The following is a 15,655-nucleotide window of genomic DNA, read 5'->3' as shown; positions in this document are numbered from 1 at the left end:
ATCCTCGACAGACAAATTCTGCCGCTGAATCATCGGGTGTGCTCCATTCATCTTGCAAGTTGAATCACACGCAGAACGATATTTCCCAGTTGGAGCGTATCCCCAACATGAAGCAGATGTTCCGCTGGAATCTTTATTCCATTGACGTAAGTTCCATTGTGTGAGTTCAGGTCAGAAAGCACCACGCCGCATTCCCGCACCTCAAAGACACAGTGCTGCTTTGAGATCCGCGGGTCGTCAAAAGAAACATCACACATTTCTTTGCTGCGACCCCAAATCGCACTTTTATATATCGTGCATTCGATCTGCCGCCCAGCCTGTGCACCGCTTACAAGCTCCATAAGCATTTTAACCGAACTGGAGTTTTCTCCTGCAGATGAGATTACAGCCTTCGGTTCAGTAACAACATGCTGAATCTCATATTCAACTTTCTGCGTTTCAACAGGCTGTTCTACCCTGTTTTTCTTTCTTTTTATCCAAAGGAATATTACGATAAAAAGAAGAAGCAGAATTCCGCCGCCCAAGATATACCAGCCAGCATCCCTCAGCTCAAATGGCTTACAAAAATCAAGGCTGCTTTCTTTCAATGGATTTTTTTCCATCGAATCATCACAGATGCCATACATTTCCAAGGTATAGTCGCCCTGCGGGAGATCGTCCGGCAAAACCAGTTGATAGCAGCGCTTTTCTTTGACTACGACACCCTTGATCTCTTGCGTTTTCTCATTTCGCTTCAGTCTATAAGCATTTGCTTTGTCCGCGCCGAGAACAGGCTCCGAAAATTCGATTTCGATCGTATTTTTTTCATTGTCGTATCGGAACGATATGACCTCTGGTGCAACATCATCCACCAGCCAGTTTGTGATCCGAATCTGCCTTGTATCGCTTTGCGCTCCGGCTGTTTCTTTCAGGAGCAGTGTGTGCAGTTCCCCATCAGCATAATTTGCAGTGCTCTCAAATCCAAGACAAACGGTTTGATTCAGCCATTCTTTCCACTTTTGCCATACCTGAGCTGCATTCTGTGGGCCAAATACAAAAAGTTCGCCTCCCGTAGTGCGCGCAAATGTCCCCAGCCCATCCCGTGACTGCCGATCTGCCGTATCCACACAAAACGCATATACCGGCATACTTGCCTGTGTCAGCCGTGTTTCAAGTTCTTCCTGCGTGATGCCCGCATCCCCTGTATCCTGAATGCCGTCTGAGATGACCAGAACGATCTGACGCTCCTTCTGTGATTCAGCCTCTACATATTTCAGGCACTGATCAAACGCCCGGTAAAGGTTTGTTTTTTTATCTTTTGCCTGTAACAACGCCAGTATTTTCGAGATCTCATCCGCATTCTGGCTGTCCGAAACCTGCATTTTAACGGTATCTCCAAAGGTGATCAATGTGATTTTGTCCTTTGGTCCAAGATTCTGCGCAAGTTCCTCAACTTGTTTTTTGGCAGCTAGAAAGTATTCCGAAGTAATTGAACCCGATATATCCAGCATGATCAGATAGGAAGTGCCGTTTTCATCCAATGACTGGTTCCCTGTGCTAGTTAAAGCGTTTCCATCCAAATACGCTTCACAAGCCTCATTCGCATTCACGCCCCGCACATAAACCTGAATCTGCGGCATCTCTGCTCGGACCTGTTCGATTTGAAAAACTTCAAGTTCCCCGGTACCGGGTGACTGCGCTTTTGCACAAAGCGACATTCCGCTGAATGCCCCCAGCAAAAATATGACGCCAATGACCGCTACCGATATTCTCCGCAAAAACTTTGAAAACATAACTGTTCCTCTCCCACACACATCTGATCACCATCTGCTAATAGCTGTGGCTCCGAAAGCAGCTGCCCATTCAGATAAACCAGCGAAACCTCACCGGGAACCAGTATAAATTCTTTGTGTTTTCCATCATAAATGACTGAGCAGGCACATCCGCATTCCTGCCCTGTCAACTGAATCGGAACCTCTGCATTCACTGCTGTTCCAATATCGTTCCGCCCTTCGTGTAATCGCCAATCCCGTCCGCAGTTTTTTCCTTTTACACAAACGACCCATCCAACGGTTGGTTTTGCCACAACATCATCCTTCAGTGCCTGATAGCCGATTGTCTTGTCTGCCACATTATCGAGTGGTGTTGTATAAGCTACAGTCCTATCTTCGTTCTCATGGTTTTGGGAAGACAGCGAAAGACAAATCGGGCAGACCTTATACTTTTCATCATCATAGAAATGATGCCTTGTGCATTGCCTGATTGCCATCGTACATCTTCTCCTTTTCCGGATTTTCGCAGAGTACCCTACTCTGCGAATTGTTTTGCAAAAATACGATTATGCGCTGACTTTTTGAAATTGACGGATTATTTGACGGCGATGAAATCAGCAAGCTTCTCCATACTATTTCGCTTTAGACTCAATGAGGGATGAACATATCGATTCATCGTAATGCTAACAGATGAATGTCCTAAAATTTCACTTAGTGTTTTAATGTCGATATTAGCCTCAACGCAACGAGTAGCAAATGTATGACGTAAAACATGAAAATTCTTCCTATCTATGCCACATTTCTTAAGAATTTTATGAAAACGGTACTGGATACGACGAGGCTCGACTACTTCTGATAACGACCCGCTTAAAAAATATCCAGTTTTCTCCATTGGATATTGACTCAAAATCTTTAGTAAAGTGTTCGGAATGGGAATCACACGGTTTGCTGAGCTACTTTTAGGTGCAGCGATTATGATATGTGTCTTTTTGTTTTCTGAAGTACGCTTTTGTATACGCTGCATCGTTTGACAGATGCAGATTGTCTTATCAGAAAAAGAGATTTTCTCCCATGTCAGCGCACATAACTCACCAACTCGGATTCCTGTGTATAGACAGATGAGAATTCCAAGATTAAGAGAGTCAAGCTGATTCACTAGATATTCCTGTAAGGTTGTCTGCTCGGACAGACTTAAGATTTCCATTACCTTTGGAGTCTGTTTGACCCTTATGTTGAAAGCAGTCACATCGATAGAAATATTTTGATCCTGTGCATAATGCAGAATTCTCCTCAAAACAGAAAGAATATCTGAAATTGTTTTAGGGGACAGCCCTGTTCCATCTTTTTTTCCATGCTTTTCCAGCTCCTTACAAAAGGTACAGACTTGCTCACTTGTAATCTCTGATATCTCTAATTGCTGGAATGATGGCATAAGATAGCAATTTAGTAAAGTGCGGTAGCGAATATACGTTGATTCCTTCAAACTGGTCGATGAATTTTCAAGCCATATAGCAGAAAAGCCCATGAATTTACAATTTGTAGCAGGGACTTTTTCAGCATCATAAGTATTCATAGCTTGAATAACTCTTTGTAAATTGTTTCGAACTTCATGGTAAGAAGTCGCATATAGATAGCCATATCGCGGTTTCCCTTGCGTATTTCGTGATTTTATGTATCGAGCTTCCCATCGGCCATCCTTTCGTTTATAGATGTTCAATCCTTTTCTTGCCATGTGTTAATTCCTTTCGTTTGACGGTCTATTTGACGGAGTATACAATCAAATTGTAATGTTTTTGGCAAAACTGTCGATTGTTCCAAACATTATTTCCGAAATTTCTTGGCTTTTGGACTGATTTCCCTTGACCGATAGCTGAATTGGCAGTAAAATTTAAGAGAAAATATTGTCGTAGAGTAGGGTACTCTGCGATATGAAAAGCACAGCCATGAGCACCACGAACGCTCATGGCTGTTTTTCTTACTCATCTGAAATCTGTGGAATTTCGTTTAACAATCGCTCAAGAACATCTTGCAAAATCACAGCTGCTTGTGGCAATTCTCCATCTGCATTAGCTAAAGAAGTTATTTCATGGCGAGCATATTCCTGAAAATAAGGAGAGAGCCTTCCTAGACTGGCATCTACTATGCAATCTAAAATCTCTCTATAACTAACTTCACTTAAATCAATCATTTTCTGCTCCATTTTATTGAAAGTCTCTTAACTTACGGTCTCAATGGTTATCGGCCTTGTGTCCAGTCTATCACAAGCGATTGATTATATCAATCAAAAATTGTAGATTCAACCGCTCATTTTTGACTGTCCTCTAGACTACAATAGAGTAAAGAAGGATGGTGGTTGCTCATGTACGAAGAACAGTTTTCCAAGCGGCTCGCTGAACTGCGCACGAAAAAGGGAGTATCTGCGAGAGACATGAGTCTTTCCATTGGGCAAAATCCCGGATATATTCGTGCAATCGAATGTGGAACTACCTTTCCTACCATGTCGAACTTCTTTTATATATGTGAGTACCTCAACGTAACTCCACAGGAATTTTTCAATTTCAGTGAGGAACCTTCCAATGGAATGAATGCTCTTACCGATCAACTCCAGCAATTCGATTCCGAGCAGATAAATGCACTTGCTACATTTATCAAAACCATCGTAAAAAAGTAATTTCATTCAGCTCTTGCGGTTGCATGATAAAATACAGCACAGCATTTGACTTCACCGTATAGAGCGGATGAAGCTAAAATGCTGTGCTTTTTGTTGGAGGCATTATCATGTTGCAGTCTACATCGGAATACGAAGAACGCAGTTTTGATGATATTCAGCGTGCGCTTGACATTGAACACACTGTGAAGGCTTTGGAAGCTCAACTATGCTATGACCAACATTCGCCAGAAGAAGTTGCCCGACAGATTCTAAAGGCAGCGTGCAAATTCTACGATGCCGATTGGTGTGGTCTTATCCAAGTTGATTTGGACTTGAAAATCTGGACACCGTTCTGGTGGTATAATGATAGTTCTGAAGATAAAACAACCATCTTGACGGAGGAGTTTGAATCTGCTGAATTTCTTGACCGATGGGTACAGGCCGTGCGCCATGGGAAACCGATGATCGTTCCTGATGCAGAAGAAGTAAAAAACACCTATCCTGCGGAGTATAATCTCTATCAGCGTCTGGGAATCCGATCTGTCCTTGGTGCTTCTCTGGAGCCACGCCCTGTCGCTCTACTTGCGGTACGCAATCCCAAGCGGTACATTTCCGAAACGAGTATTCTGCGGCTGTTGGCGTATGTTCTTCTCGTTGCTTACAAAGACAAAAAGATGAATGACGGTCTGAACATGGCTTTCGCTCCAGAAAGCATCGAGAGCAGCCATGATGTTTTTGTCAGTCTCTTTGGCGAACTGAAGATTTACACCTCCCACGGCATCCTGCGAGAAGCCGATCTGAAATCCCCAAAAATCAGCCGCTTGCTAACCTATCTTTTGATTTCAGGTAAGAAAGCGCACTCATCGCTGGAAATTGCGCAAGCTCTTTGGCCTGATGATTCAACGAATCCTGCTAAGAATATGAGAAATCTGATTTATCGCCTCCGGCAAACATTTGGTCTTATTTCAGAAAAAGAACTTATTGTATCTACAGCTTCCGGTTATCAATTTAACCCCGATCTTCATATCATGACAGACTATCAGCAATTTGACGATCTTATCCAGTTGGCCTCGAAAGCATCTTCCGTTATCAACCGGGTAGAACTGTTAAAAAATGCAATCGACCTCTATTGTGGAAAAATTCTTTCTTCTGCTGACGGGGAGCATTGGCTTATTCAGTTTGCGGCAAAGTACCATATTGCTTATGTTGGCGCCGTGAATGAACTCCTGAAGCAACTGAATGCGCTGCATTCTTATGATTTGCTGAATCAGTATGCTGCAAGGTCTCTGGCAATCGTCCCTGAAAACTCCAGAGGATACTACTGGCTGATTCACTCCCTTAAAGTTCAAGGAATGGATGAATTGGCCTCAAACGAGTATCAATTAGCAAAGCAGCACCTCACCACCGAAGAATATAAAGAATTGTGTACTTCATTAGGTGATAGCTGCGAATAATTCTCATAAGACCTTCATGAGATGTTCAAGAGACTTTCATGTGACATAAAATTTTTCAGGAGATTCCCTAAATAGGATAAAAATGGCCCTATGTGACTTTTGTGAGATGTTCATAAGACTTTCGTAAGACCCTCGTGTGATATGCTTATACGGCACGAATCGCTGCCTTGTAAGCTACCACACGAGGTTTTTCTTTTTTGGCAATTTTCCAAGGCTTTCGATTCGTCCGAATAAAAACATATCGAAAGCCTGAGATGCATTAAAGGCCGAGGATACTTATACTGCTTTCCATTTTCGGATGGAAAGGTATCGGTAACCTTTTCTTTTAATGCGTCTTTTTTTCGCTGAGAAAAGCCCGTAAACTGCCCCACAGTGAAGTGTCCTCAACCTCCGCATCCGGCGGAAAGGATCTTCATTATGTTCAGTATGAAAGAATTTGGTCAGCGTGTCAGCAATCTTCGGAAAGTTCGCAATCTTACCCAAGATGAGCTTGCATATCGAGTAAATGTAAATAAAGGTCATATTAGCCGAATTGAGCGTGGCACAGTTGCTTGCTCCTTAGAACTTCTTATTGATCTCTCAAATGAGTTGCACACCAGCACGGACTTTCTTTTAACCGGTATTGGCCCTTCTAATGATTTTGCCAAAGAGGAAATCGACACTGCCATCAGCATTCTTTCTTCCATAAAGCAACTGCTGTAATTTCAGGGTTTGGAATTTTCTTCCAAAAATAGGCCTACTAAGCCTACAAGGTAGGCCTACGAGGCCCACGCATTTCACAATTTGAGCCGCTATACTATAAGCAAGCCAGACAACATCTGGCATCCGCCCCTTGAAAATTGAACACGCATTCTTCAGTCACATTCCTGTGATGATGAGCCACGTCCGTAACAAATGCGATGATCTCCCACTGAGGGAATGAGCGGTAGGTTGACGGTAAATGGATGACAGCTTCTCCATAGCTAAGAGCCATCACAGAATAATGATACTTCTGCCTTCGGGCAGCTCGGTGAGAACCACGGAGAGGTGAGAACCCTATGGATTCGGTACGCTGCCGGACGGCTGAAAGATTTCCCACACGAAAACTGAGTTTTCGTTTTCCGGGGATGTCGGGGACAAATACGGAAAGGTATAGAACTATAAATCACAGCATTTTTGCTGTTTGAGATAGTAGGGTGGGCTGTGCGAGCAGCCCACTGTTACATATACGGATAGAGAGGAGAAATCTAAATTGGCAACACGAGGCAAAAAAGAGAAAGAGTATCCGCCTATGCCCGCAAACTGGATGTACAAGCGCGGGGATGTCTACATGATGGATCTGAATCCTTACAGCGGTTCCGAGCAAGGCGGCATCCGACCTGCCATTGTTGTCCAGAACGATGACGGTAATTTTTATTCCAATGTTCTTCTGGTCGTTCCGCTGACAACACAGATCAAAAAGCGAAATATGCCAACGCATTTTATTCTGCACAATCGTTTTTTGAGTGCGCCATCTATGGCGATTTGCGAAAGCCCGCGCCCCGCAGATAAATCCAGAGTGTTAAGCTACATTGGGCACCTGTCCAAATATGAAATGCGGCAAGTGTCAGTGTGTCTGCAATACAGCTTTGGGTTCATTGGATACAAGTCATTCCGAAAATACCTTACGGCTCCTCCGCAGGAGGATGTCCTTGCTGCTGCAAAAGAACTGCTCTCTCAGCAGTTTCAAAATCTTCGGGTGCTGAACAGTCAGCCCCCTGCTCTCGCCAAGCACACAAAAGGCGATCTACATAGCATTGAGCAGATATCGGAAAGGATGCTCTCCACCCCGACGGAATCTTCTGTTGAGTTCATGGTTGCAGAACTGGATGATGCACTTCAATCGCTTATGTTCCGCTGGAATATCTGTTATGAACGGTATTCCAGTTTCCGCTTATCCGATAACGAAAAGAAGAAAATCGGTTCGATTATCCAATCAGGAATTGATTTTCTGCAAAAGAAGAAGGAGGTTCCTTTATGATGAACGCAGTTGTAAAACCTTACCATGAGATGTGCCTGAACAGCAGTGAGCTGATCGTTCCGCGCGATACTTACCAGCGCGCTCTTCACCCCGCTCGTGTTGCCCGCATCGCAAAAGAATTTGACGAGCGGGTTGCCAATGAGCCGAAAATCAGCTTCCGGGATGGTCACTACTATGTGATGGACGGGCAGAACACCATCGCTGCCCGGAAGTTCCTGAACGGTGGTGATGATTTGCAAATTCGTTGCAAGGTCTACTTTAACATGACCGAGCAGGAAGAAGCCCTCCTGTTTGCACAGCAGACAGGCATTTCGGAACGGCTGAGTGCCGGGCAGAAGCTCCGTGCCCTGATTTTTGCAGGCGAGCCTGCTGCCGTTGCATTCCAGCAGGCCACCGAATTGGCTGGCGTTCATCTTTCTTTTGAAGAAGGCCGAGGCAAACAGCGGATCAGCTGCATTGCAACCGCCTATCACGAATTCATCCGGCTGGGTCCGGAACTGTATATCGAATCCCTTGATATTTTGCTGAACGCTTGGAACGGCGAACCTGATTCCATGAGTTCCACAAACCTGCTCGGCATCTGCCGCTTTGTAGAACTGTATCACTCCGAATATAACAAAGGCCGCTTGATTGCCAAACTGCGGCAGGTCGATGCGTTCACGATTTTTCGCCTTGCTCGAACCGCAGGCGTAAGCCTTCCCGGCAAGACGAAGTACCTTCAGCAGGTCTATACTATTTATAATGGTGGAAGCCGCCGGGCCGCACTGCCGCTCAAGTTTTAACTTAATGTATAATCAAAGAGGTTTTATCCAATGAATAATTGCGAAGAAAAAATACCTACTGCATCTTCCACCCCCACGCCCGTAGTACAGGATACCCGCTGTTACACGATCGAAGATCTGATGGCAATGCTGATTTTAAGCCGCCCCACCGTCTGTCGTCTGCTGAAGCAGAATGAATTCCGCTGGTTCAAAGTTGGTGGTGCCTATCGTATCTCCAAAACCAGCTTCGATGCGTGGCTGAACGATGGCAGTATCGAACCCAATCCTGCTGTTTGACATCCTCAACATTTCAAGAGAAATCTGCTATTCTCTAGCCGGGACGAGAAATCCCGGCTAAATTTTTACATAGATGGAGGTGTCCTTCATGGATGATGTGCAGAATGTTTCGGCTCCCTTATACGGAAAAGCTGAACCTACCACCGCTAAAACAACCATGTCGGTTCGTGAGATGCAGCATCTTCTCGGTCTCGGCAAAACAGATAGCTATTGGCTGCTTCATAAGAATTTCTTTGAAGTCATTCTGATAAACGACAAAATGCGTATCGTTATTTCCAGTTTTGAAAAATGGTACGCCAATCAGGTCAAATACCATAAGGTCAATGGTCCTCCACCGGGCGAGGAACTTTGCAAGCGGTCATATTCTGTTTTGGAAGTTGCTGAAATATTAAAGGTAGACTCTGACACTGTCTATACACTCATCCGTCAGGGCAAGTTGAAAGCAGAAACGGTAGACTTCTGGATGCGGATTCCAAAAGAGGAATTTGAGCGTTGGTATCGGTCGCAAAGCCGCCACCGCACTGCGGCTGATCGAGAGCGTGACCGGGAGATTGAAGCACAAACCATCTCCATCCCAGAAATGGCAAAACTGCTCGGTATTCCAAGAGAAAAGGTCTACTGGATTCTCGACTGTAAAAAATACCGAGACTGTTTCGTTATCGAGCGCGTGGCCGACAGGCGGCGCATTACCAAAACAAGTTTTGAAATATGGCTCAACAGCCAATCTACATATCGACTTCAAGAACCGGTCATGGAAGCGCATGAAGAACCACCGCTGGAACTGAAATGCCCTAAAAGCGAAAAGTATTACAGTTTTCAGGAGATTCAGGATTTCTATGGTGTCAGCCGCACCACGCTTGTAACATGGATTCGTGAGGAAGGAATCCCCACAATTGATGTAGGGCGGGCAAAACGCGTCCGAAAAGATGTATTCGATGATGTTCTGAAATCCAAACGTAAAGTGGAAGGAGATACATAATGGCCAGCATTATCAAGCGCAACAATAATTTCTGTGTTGTCTATTCCTATAAGGATGCAAATGGCACCCCCAAGCAGAAGTGGGAAACCTTCACCGATCTTTCGGATGCCAAGAATCGCAAGAAAGAGGTCGAATACAAGGAATCAGTTGGAACCTTTGTAGTTCCGCAGTGCAAAACCCTTAACGACCTGCTTCCTGAATATGTTGCCCTCTATGGAAAAAGCAAATGGGCACTTTCAACCTATCAGGCAAACACTGCACTGATTGCCAATTACATAGCTCCGCTCATCGGCTCGATGAAGCTGCAGGATATCTCCACTCGTGTGATCGAGGGGTATTATCAGCGGCTGCTCAAATATGAGGCTGCTGACCCTATGTGTGGGAAGCGGAAGCACCAGTTTGTTTCCCCCGGTACAGTCCGTTCGGTTCATAAGATTCTGCGGAGTGCCTTTGAGCAGGCTGTAAAATGGGAACTCATGGAAAAGAATCCCTGCATTTACGCTACCCTGCCCAAGTACACTTCCAAGAAACGTGATATCTGGACAGCCGAAACGCTGTTCCGTGCTTTGAAAGTTTGTGATGATCCGAAGCTGCGGCTGTGCATCAACCTCTCGTTCTCTTGCTCCCTGCGTTTGGGCGAGCTGCTCGGTCTGACTTGGGATTGTGTAGATATCTCCCCTGAAAGTATCGAAGCCGGGCGAGCCTCCATTTACATAAATAAGGAATTGCAGCGTGTGGACGTTGCTTCACTGAACGCATTGGAAAACAAAAATGTTATCACCCGTTTTCCATCGCTGAGTTCCCGCTGCACTACGGTTCAGGTTCTGAAAAGTCCTAAAACGGATAGCAGTATCCGAACCATCTTCCTGCCCAAAACGGTCGCTGAAATGCTCGTTGAATTCAAAGCAGAGCAGGATATGACAAAGGAAGCACTGGGTGCAGAATATACCGACTACAATCTTGTGGTTGCCGGCCCATTGGGAATGCCAACCGAGCAGTCTACCATCAACGGTGCATTGAAGAAACTGATTGAGAAAAACGATCTTCCCAAAGTGGTCTTTCACAGCTTCCGACACTCCAGTATTACATACAAACTCAAACTGAACGGCGGTGATATCAAAGCTGTTCAGGGTGACTCCGGCCATGCACAGGCTTCGATGGTCACAGAGCAGTATGCACATATCTTGGATGATGATCGGCGTCTGAATGCACAGCGTTTTGATGATTTCTTCTACCAGCACCAAGGAGCCGAGCCTGAAATGCCCCCTCAAACAGCGCAGCCCATCCCTGAAAACAGCGCGGTCGATGCCGACGCGGCAGCAGCACTTACCAAATTGCTGGCTAACCCCTCTATGGCCGAACTCATCAAAAATCTTGCAAAGAACTTATAATCCTCTATACATAAACAGCGACAGCTTTCCGATTTGGAAAACTGCCGCTGTTTGTTTTTAAGAATATCTTGACTGAATTAAGATCAGGCGGGTTTCTTTGTATCCAGTGCCTTTACTTCTTCAACAGGAAGCTGAACCGACCGAGCAATTTCTTCATAGGTCATTTTTCCAACTTCTAGCAAAGATTTTGCAATTTCAATCGACTGCTCATGCTTTGTTTCTTCTCGTACTTCTTCAAATGCTCTGCACATCGTTGCCACTCCCTTACTTAAAGTAAGAATACCATAAGCCCCTTCCTTTTACAAGACAATGCGCATTTCCATTCGCACTGTTACATAGACCAGAGTTTTCTCGCAGAAAGCTCTGGTCTTTTTCTATTGAAAACATTTGTCCATCACACCAGCTACGGCTGTATGGTCTGGTTCACGAATGCTAAACAAGCAAATATCCGTAGGGAAACGTACACTTCCCAGCTAATGAAAGGTGGGCATTTTACAATGAACCTTCCACTTTTCATTAGCTCTGCTAATTTTCTGCTAATGAAAAGCCTTTTACTCGTTTTATTTCGGGGTTTGTGTTCTTTACTCAGATTGACAGCGCAACAAAAAATCAATTGATAAAACGTTACTTGTTTTACCTACTTTTGCCTAGGATTTATGGCTTCAGCCCCTACTCCTAAGCCTGAGGCCCCCGGTTCGAATCCGGGCGGGGACGCCATTTTAAGAAAATGCGAAGGTCATTTTTCCATGTGAAAAACGATCTTCGCATTTTTCATTTTGAACCGATCGCCAAAATTAGCCAGCGAATGCCATTAGCAGAATTTTCGGTTTCAGCTAATAAAATCAGGCTTCCAGCTAATTGAGGCCAAAATCGCCGTTTTCTATGCTTTATGCAACTTCACAGCATAAGAAAACCTTTTGGACATACAAAAAAGCGCAGAAGGCTTCCTTTGAGAAACACCTTCTGCGCTTTTCTGTTTTTACATTGCGATCCAGCCCAGAGCATTTGCCACAGAGCTGATCAGGATAATGGCCGCAAAGATGGGGCACAGATACTGGATCATGAAGTTGAAGATCTTTTTACGGCGGAAGGGCTTGCCGCCCAGCGTCACCTCTTCTTCGATCTTCTGCACGCCGATCACGCGGGACACCAGCAGGCAGATAGCAATGGCTGCAATGGGCATCATGACAGAGTTGGTGAGGAAATCGAAGAAATCCAGAAACTGCATTCCGAACACCGTCACGCCCGCCAGCGGGCCATAGCCCAGTGCCGAAAGGCTGCCCAGCGCCACCATGATCAGGCCGATCAGTGCCGTTGCGCGCTCGCGGCTCCAGCCCAGCTCGTCCTCAAAGGTGGAGACAGCGCTCTCGGTCAGGGCAATGGAGCTGGTCACGGCTGCAAACAGCACCAGCAAAAAGAACAGGATGCCCACCACATGGCCAAAGCCCATGCTCTCGAACACCTTGGGGATGGTAATGAACATCAGCGCCGGGCCGGCCTGCAGGGTGTCCGGGTCGCCGCCGGAGAAGGAGAACACCGCCGGAATGATCATCAGGCCCGCCATGATGGCAATGGCCGTGTCGAACAGTTCCACGTTCTCGGTGGAATCCTCAATGGAGACATCCTTCTTCATATAGGAGCCAAAGGTGACCAGAATGCCCATAGCGATGGACAGCGAATAGAACATCTGGCCCATGGCCGTGACCACCGTCATCCAGGAAAAATTTGCCACGTTCGGCACCAGAAAATATCTGACACCGGCCAGTGCGCCCGGGCGCGTGACCGAATAGCCTGCAATGACCACCGAAAGTACCACCAGCACCGGCATCATCACCTTGGAAACACGCTCCACGCCGTTGCGCACACCGGCAAAGATGATGGCCAGCGTAAAGGCCGTGAAGATCAGAAAGCACACCTCTGCCGACAGTCCGCTGGAAATGAAATTGGAAAAATAACCGTCCTGCGAAAGCTCACTGCCATGGCCGCTGATATACTCCGACAGATAGCGGATGACCCAGCCGCCGATGACCGAATAGTACGGCACGATCAGAATAGGGATGACCGCATTGATCCAGCCGCCGAACCGCAGGCCGCCCTTTTTGCCAAAGGCGCCAAAGGCACCCACCGGGCTTTTGTGGGTCATGCGGCCCAGTGCCGTTTCGGCCACGATCATCGTGTAGCCAAAGGTGACAGCCAGCACGATGTACACCAGCAGAAAAATGCCGCCGCCGTATTTCGCGGCGAGGTACGGAAACCGCCAGATGTTGCCCAGACCCACCGAAGCGCCTGCGGCCGACAGCACAAAGCCGATCTTGCCGGAAAAGGCGCTGCGCTTTTGTTTTTGCGTATCCATGATTTAATTCCTCTTTTCCTATATTCCTATACACAAGTGGCCTTAGTGTACCATATCTGTCCGTCAAATACAACGGTTCCGCCTGTTTGCGTGCAAAAAAACAAACAGCGCCCCGCAAGGGAGCGCTGCCTGTTTTTTATAAGAGGTATACGCGTTGCTCTCAGAAGATGCTGTAGCCCAGCAGCTGCGGCAGGGCGGTAGTAAGCGGGCCCCACAGGCTGATGGAGATCAGAACGATCACGTTGCAGATCACGTAGGGCGCTGCGCCCTTGAAGATCTCGATGATGGGCATACGGTTGATCTTGTTGCAGGCGTTCAGGCACATGCCGACCGGCGGAGTGACCAGACCGATGGCCAGACCGGTGATCATCATGGCACCGAACTGCAGCGGCGAGAAGCCGTACTGCACCATGACCGGCAGCAGGATGGGGGTGAGCAGCAGGATGGCCGGGCTGACATCGATGAAGGTGCCGATCATCAGGATCAGCACATCAAAGATCAGTGCAATGGCCCATGCGGGCATGTTCAGGGACATGAAGAAGGCACCCACCGTCTGCGGCACCTTCTGCATGGTCAGCACCCATGTAAAGATGGTGGTAAAGCCGATGATGAGCATGATGGAGGAAGAAGAGATCAGGGTCTTTTTCAAAGCCTCCCAGACACCCTTCCATGTCAGCTCCTTGTAGACGAAGAAGCCCACCAGCATGGAATACAGCACGGCCACACCGGCACTTTCGGATGCAGTGCACACGCCGAAGGAAACGCAGATGATGATGAACAGCGGCATGATGAGGGCAGGAATGCCGGAAAGCAGGCTCTTGGCGGCGCGCTTGCCGTCAAACTTGATCTTTTCCGGATGCCAGCCCTTCTTGGCGCTGATGATGTACACCAGCACCAGCTGGGTCAGGCCGATCAGGATGCCGGGCACGGCACCTGCCACGAACAGCGCACCCACCGATGCACCGGAGATCATGGAGTAAACGATCATGGGGGTGGAGGGCGGGATGATCATGCCCATGGTAGAGGATGCCACCGTGATACCGGCAGAAGCTTCCGGCGGGTAGCCTTCCTTCTCCATGGCGGGGATCAGGATGGAACCCAGAGCCGAGGTATCGGCCACAGAGGAGCCGGAAATACCGCCAAAGATCATGGAAGCCACGATGTTCACTTCGCCCAGACCGCCGCGGATGGGCCGCAGCAGCTCCATGCAGAAGTTGATGATGCGCTGGGTGATGCCGCCGGTGTTCATCAGTTCGCCAGCCAGCATGAACAGCGGCATAGCGATCATCAGCTCACTGTAGGCACCGTTCCACACGCGCTGCGGCAGCATGGTAATAAAGGTAGGTGCATAGATCAGAATGTAGGTCACACAGGAAGCGCCGATGGCGAAAGCCAGCGGGATGCCCAGCGCGGCAAAAAAGATCAGCAGCACCAGAAGGATGAGCATTGCCATAGTTGTGTATTCTCCCCTTTCCGCTTATGCGTCGTCACGGCTCAGCGCCTGATTCTTGGGCGCAAAGTAGGAAATATCGGCCTTGTACAGGGTGATGATCTTGATCACGACGCAGATGGCACAGATGATGCCGCACACCGGCATGATGCCGTACATATACATCATGGGGATTTCCATGCCCTGACTGATCTGCTTACCGGCAACGCCCACATACTTGAAGCCCTGATAGGTGAACACCAGCACCACAGCCAGCACGATGAGGTAATTGACGATAGCCAGCCAGCGCTTGCGGGCAGGCTTGACACCGTCGTAAAGGATGTCGATCATGACGTGCTCGTCCTTGATCACGTTGATGCCCATGCCCCAGAAAGTGGTAAAGGCAAACAGGGTGGTGTTGAACTCTGCCAGCTGCTTCCAGCTCAGGGAGAAGCAGTAGCGCGCAATAACGGTAAAGATCACAAGAGCTGCCAGCAGTGCCATGGCGATCACGCCGATGGTAAAGTATATGTCAAACAGCTTCTTGCCGATTTTTTTCAGCTTTTCGATGGTGCTCAGCCCCTTTCGGTT

At 47.3% G+C, this 15,655-nt stretch carries 16 protein-coding genes; 8 read left to right on the top strand and 8 right to left on the bottom strand.

From position 1 onward, the window contains the following. Positions 1–47: 47 nt before the first annotated feature. The 4 genes from ACGHP1_RS03030 to ACGHP1_RS03015 form a co-directional block, all read right to left on the bottom strand. Positions 48–1,772, bottom strand: coding sequence for an FHA domain-containing protein (locus tag ACGHP1_RS03030; RefSeq protein ID WP_390507653.1), 1,725 nt, complete (start codon positions 1,770–1,772; stop codon positions 48–50). Beyond that, the gene (locus ACGHP1_RS03025) at positions 1,739–2,248 is read right to left on the bottom strand and encodes a hypothetical protein (RefSeq protein ID WP_097773964.1); all 510 of its coding nucleotides are present in this window, start codon (positions 2,246–2,248) and stop codon (positions 1,739–1,741) included. Before ACGHP1_RS03025 ends, ACGHP1_RS03030 begins: the two co-directional genes overlap by 34 nt. 98 nt (positions 2,249–2,346) lie before the next feature. Continuing rightward, entirely contained in the window at positions 2,347–3,483 is a 1,137-nt protein-coding gene (locus ACGHP1_RS03020; RefSeq protein ID WP_097780892.1) for a site-specific integrase, read from the bottom strand. A gap of 243 nt (positions 3,484–3,726) precedes the next feature. Beyond that, positions 3,727–3,951, bottom strand: coding sequence for a hypothetical protein (locus ACGHP1_RS03015; RefSeq protein WP_097773966.1), 225 nt, complete (start codon positions 3,949–3,951; stop codon positions 3,727–3,729). A 159-nt stretch (positions 3,952–4,110) separates the two neighbouring features. On the opposite strand from ACGHP1_RS03015, the gene ACGHP1_RS03010 reads away from it, so the two are divergent. From ACGHP1_RS03010 to ACGHP1_RS02975, 8 genes are all read left to right on the top strand, one after another. Continuing rightward, positions 4,111–4,422 (top strand): helix-turn-helix domain-containing protein, encoded by a 312-nt coding sequence (locus ACGHP1_RS03010; RefSeq protein ID WP_097780893.1) that lies wholly within the window; start codon positions 4,111–4,113, stop codon positions 4,420–4,422. 107 nt (positions 4,423–4,529) lie between these two features. Beyond that, positions 4,530–5,855: a BTAD domain-containing putative transcriptional regulator gene (locus tag ACGHP1_RS03005; RefSeq protein ID WP_390507648.1), complete on the top strand. Its 1,326-nt coding sequence runs from the start codon at positions 4,530–4,532 to the stop codon at positions 5,853–5,855. A 417-nt stretch (positions 5,856–6,272) separates the two neighbouring features. Next, on the top strand, positions 6,273–6,557 hold the full coding sequence (locus ACGHP1_RS03000) for a helix-turn-helix domain-containing protein (protein ID WP_055192225.1): 285 nt from the start codon (positions 6,273–6,275) through the stop codon (positions 6,555–6,557). A 529-nt stretch (positions 6,558–7,086) separates the two neighbouring features. Next, on the top strand, positions 7,087–7,854 hold the full coding sequence (locus tag ACGHP1_RS02995; RefSeq protein ID WP_243114914.1) for a type II toxin-antitoxin system PemK/MazF family toxin: 768 nt from the start codon (positions 7,087–7,089) through the stop codon (positions 7,852–7,854). Continuing rightward, the gene (locus ACGHP1_RS02990) at positions 7,851–8,636 is read left to right on the top strand and encodes a DUF6551 family protein (protein WP_390507645.1); all 786 of its coding nucleotides are present in this window, start codon (positions 7,851–7,853) and stop codon (positions 8,634–8,636) included. Before ACGHP1_RS02995 ends, ACGHP1_RS02990 begins: the two co-directional genes overlap by 4 nt. Before the next feature lie 30 nt (positions 8,637–8,666). Continuing rightward, positions 8,667–8,912, top strand: a complete 246-nt coding sequence (locus ACGHP1_RS02985) for a helix-turn-helix domain-containing protein (RefSeq protein WP_129872578.1) — start codon at positions 8,667–8,669, stop codon at positions 8,910–8,912. Positions 8,913–9,000: 88 nt separating this feature from the next. After that, positions 9,001–9,891, top strand: a complete 891-nt coding sequence (locus ACGHP1_RS02980; RefSeq protein WP_390507643.1) for a helix-turn-helix domain-containing protein — start codon at positions 9,001–9,003, stop codon at positions 9,889–9,891. Next, on the top strand, positions 9,891–11,282 hold the full coding sequence (locus tag ACGHP1_RS02975; RefSeq protein ID WP_390507641.1) for a tyrosine-type recombinase/integrase: 1,392 nt from the start codon (positions 9,891–9,893) through the stop codon (positions 11,280–11,282). The genes ACGHP1_RS02980 and ACGHP1_RS02975 overlap by 1 nt, the downstream gene beginning before the upstream one ends. 83 nt (positions 11,283–11,365) lie before the next feature. Here ACGHP1_RS02975 and ACGHP1_RS02970 read toward each other — a convergent pair whose 3' ends face one another. The 4 genes from ACGHP1_RS02970 to ACGHP1_RS02955 all read right to left on the bottom strand — a co-directional run bounded on the left by ACGHP1_RS02970 (position 11,366) and on the right by ACGHP1_RS02955 (position 15,568). Next, positions 11,366–11,533, bottom strand: coding sequence for a hypothetical protein (locus tag ACGHP1_RS02970; protein WP_179858992.1), 168 nt, complete (start codon positions 11,531–11,533; stop codon positions 11,366–11,368). A 728-nt stretch (positions 11,534–12,261) separates the two neighbouring features. Continuing rightward, the gene (locus ACGHP1_RS02965; RefSeq protein ID WP_390507638.1) at positions 12,262–13,635 is read right to left on the bottom strand and encodes a sodium-dependent transporter; all 1,374 of its coding nucleotides are present in this window, start codon (positions 13,633–13,635) and stop codon (positions 12,262–12,264) included. A 160-nt stretch (positions 13,636–13,795) separates the two neighbouring features. Next, on the bottom strand, positions 13,796–15,088 hold the full coding sequence (locus ACGHP1_RS02960) for a TRAP transporter large permease (protein WP_005946462.1): 1,293 nt from the start codon (positions 15,086–15,088) through the stop codon (positions 13,796–13,798). Positions 15,089–15,112: 24 nt separating this feature from the next. Next, on the bottom strand, positions 15,113–15,568 hold the full coding sequence (locus tag ACGHP1_RS02955; RefSeq protein ID WP_005946464.1) for a TRAP transporter small permease: 456 nt from the start codon (positions 15,566–15,568) through the stop codon (positions 15,113–15,115). Positions 15,569–15,655 lie beyond the last annotated feature (87 nt).

Source organism: Faecalibacterium sp. i21-0019-B1 (assembly GCF_042852915.1).
In the GTDB taxonomy this organism is placed as follows: Bacteria; Bacillota; Clostridia; order Oscillospirales; family Ruminococcaceae; genus Faecalibacterium; species Faecalibacterium taiwanense.
Note: the sequence above shows the minus strand (reverse complement) of the source record. Positions and strands in the feature narration are given on the sequence as shown.

What these genes read in the sequence shown, in the direction of transcription:
- ACGHP1_RS03030 (WP_390507653.1), bottom strand. Translation starts at nt 1,772, where the DNA reads ATGTTTTCAAAGTTTTTGCGGAGAATATCGGTAGCGGTCATTGGCGTC.
- ACGHP1_RS03025 (WP_097773964.1), bottom strand. Translation starts at nt 2,248, where the DNA reads ATGGCAATCAGGCAATGCACAAGGCATCATTTCTATGATGATGAAAAG.
- ACGHP1_RS03020 (WP_097780892.1), bottom strand. Translation starts at nt 3,483, where the DNA reads ATGGCAAGAAAAGGATTGAACATCTATAAACGAAAGGATGGCCGATGG.
- ACGHP1_RS03015 (WP_097773966.1), bottom strand. Translation starts at nt 3,951, where the DNA reads ATGGAGCAGAAAATGATTGATTTAAGTGAAGTTAGTTATAGAGAGATT.
- ACGHP1_RS03010 (WP_097780893.1), top strand. Translation starts at nt 4,111, where the DNA reads ATGTACGAAGAACAGTTTTCCAAGCGGCTCGCTGAACTGCGCACGAAA.
- ACGHP1_RS03005 (WP_390507648.1), top strand. Translation starts at nt 4,530, where the DNA reads ATGTTGCAGTCTACATCGGAATACGAAGAACGCAGTTTTGATGATATT.
- ACGHP1_RS03000 (WP_055192225.1), top strand. Translation starts at nt 6,273, where the DNA reads ATGTTCAGTATGAAAGAATTTGGTCAGCGTGTCAGCAATCTTCGGAAA.
- ACGHP1_RS02990 (WP_390507645.1), top strand. Translation starts at nt 7,851, where the DNA reads ATGATGAACGCAGTTGTAAAACCTTACCATGAGATGTGCCTGAACAGC.
- ACGHP1_RS02985 (WP_129872578.1), top strand. Translation starts at nt 8,667, where the DNA reads ATGAATAATTGCGAAGAAAAAATACCTACTGCATCTTCCACCCCCACG.
- ACGHP1_RS02980 (WP_390507643.1), top strand. Translation starts at nt 9,001, where the DNA reads ATGGATGATGTGCAGAATGTTTCGGCTCCCTTATACGGAAAAGCTGAA.
- ACGHP1_RS02975 (WP_390507641.1), top strand. Translation starts at nt 9,891, where the DNA reads ATGGCCAGCATTATCAAGCGCAACAATAATTTCTGTGTTGTCTATTCC.
- ACGHP1_RS02970 (WP_179858992.1), bottom strand. Translation starts at nt 11,533, where the DNA reads ATGTGCAGAGCATTTGAAGAAGTACGAGAAGAAACAAAGCATGAGCAG.
- ACGHP1_RS02965 (WP_390507638.1), bottom strand. Translation starts at nt 13,635, where the DNA reads ATGGATACGCAAAAACAAAAGCGCAGCGCCTTTTCCGGCAAGATCGGC.
- ACGHP1_RS02960 (WP_005946462.1), bottom strand. Translation starts at nt 15,088, where the DNA reads ATGGCAATGCTCATCCTTCTGGTGCTGCTGATCTTTTTTGCCGCGCTG.
- ACGHP1_RS02955 (WP_005946464.1), bottom strand. Translation starts at nt 15,568, where the DNA reads ATGGCACTGCTGGCAGCTCTTGTGATCTTTACCGTTATTGCGCGCTAC.